The organism is Campylobacter sp. BCW_6873, assembly GCF_001762365.1.
GTDB classification, from domain to species: Bacteria; Campylobacterota; Campylobacteria; order Campylobacterales; family Campylobacteraceae; genus Campylobacter_D; species Campylobacter_D jejuni.
The window spans coordinates 1-423 of the sequence record NZ_MJWS01000012.1; the positions used below are offsets into that span (position 1 = coordinate 1).

Consider the following 423-nt stretch of genomic DNA (forward strand, 5'->3'; position numbering starts at 1 on the left):
AGGAGAAGTTCTTAATATACGATCAGCTTCAAACAAAGCTTTGGAATATTCTTGGGTGTATTTACCTACTTCACGCCCATCTTTTCTTTTATCAAATATAATTTGATTCGTATTTTTATCAACTTCTAATATAAGTCCATTAGAAGTATAAATCTCGTAAATATCTTTATTACCACTCATTTTTATCCTTTCTTAATTTAACCCATGTATAAACCATCTTCCATGATTATGGTAGTGGCTAGTCTGCCTATGCAATTACTTTAATCTTTAATGCCATTTTCTTCGCCAAATTTTAGTATTTTAGCTCGAAGTTCTTGCGGAAAATTATATCTATAAATAGCAGGAATTCTTGGATCAAGAAGTCTATCAAGCTTATGTCTTTTATAATACCATTCTAGATTTTCAGGGGTAAAATAATAAGGG

The 423-nt window shown here is 30.3% G+C and carries 1 pseudogene; it reads right to left on the reverse strand.

The annotated features are described in order from the left end of the window. A pseudogene (locus AJ932_RS00110) lies at window positions 1-180 on the reverse strand (hypothetical protein); the annotation flags it as partial. Window positions 181-423 lie beyond the last annotated feature (243 nt).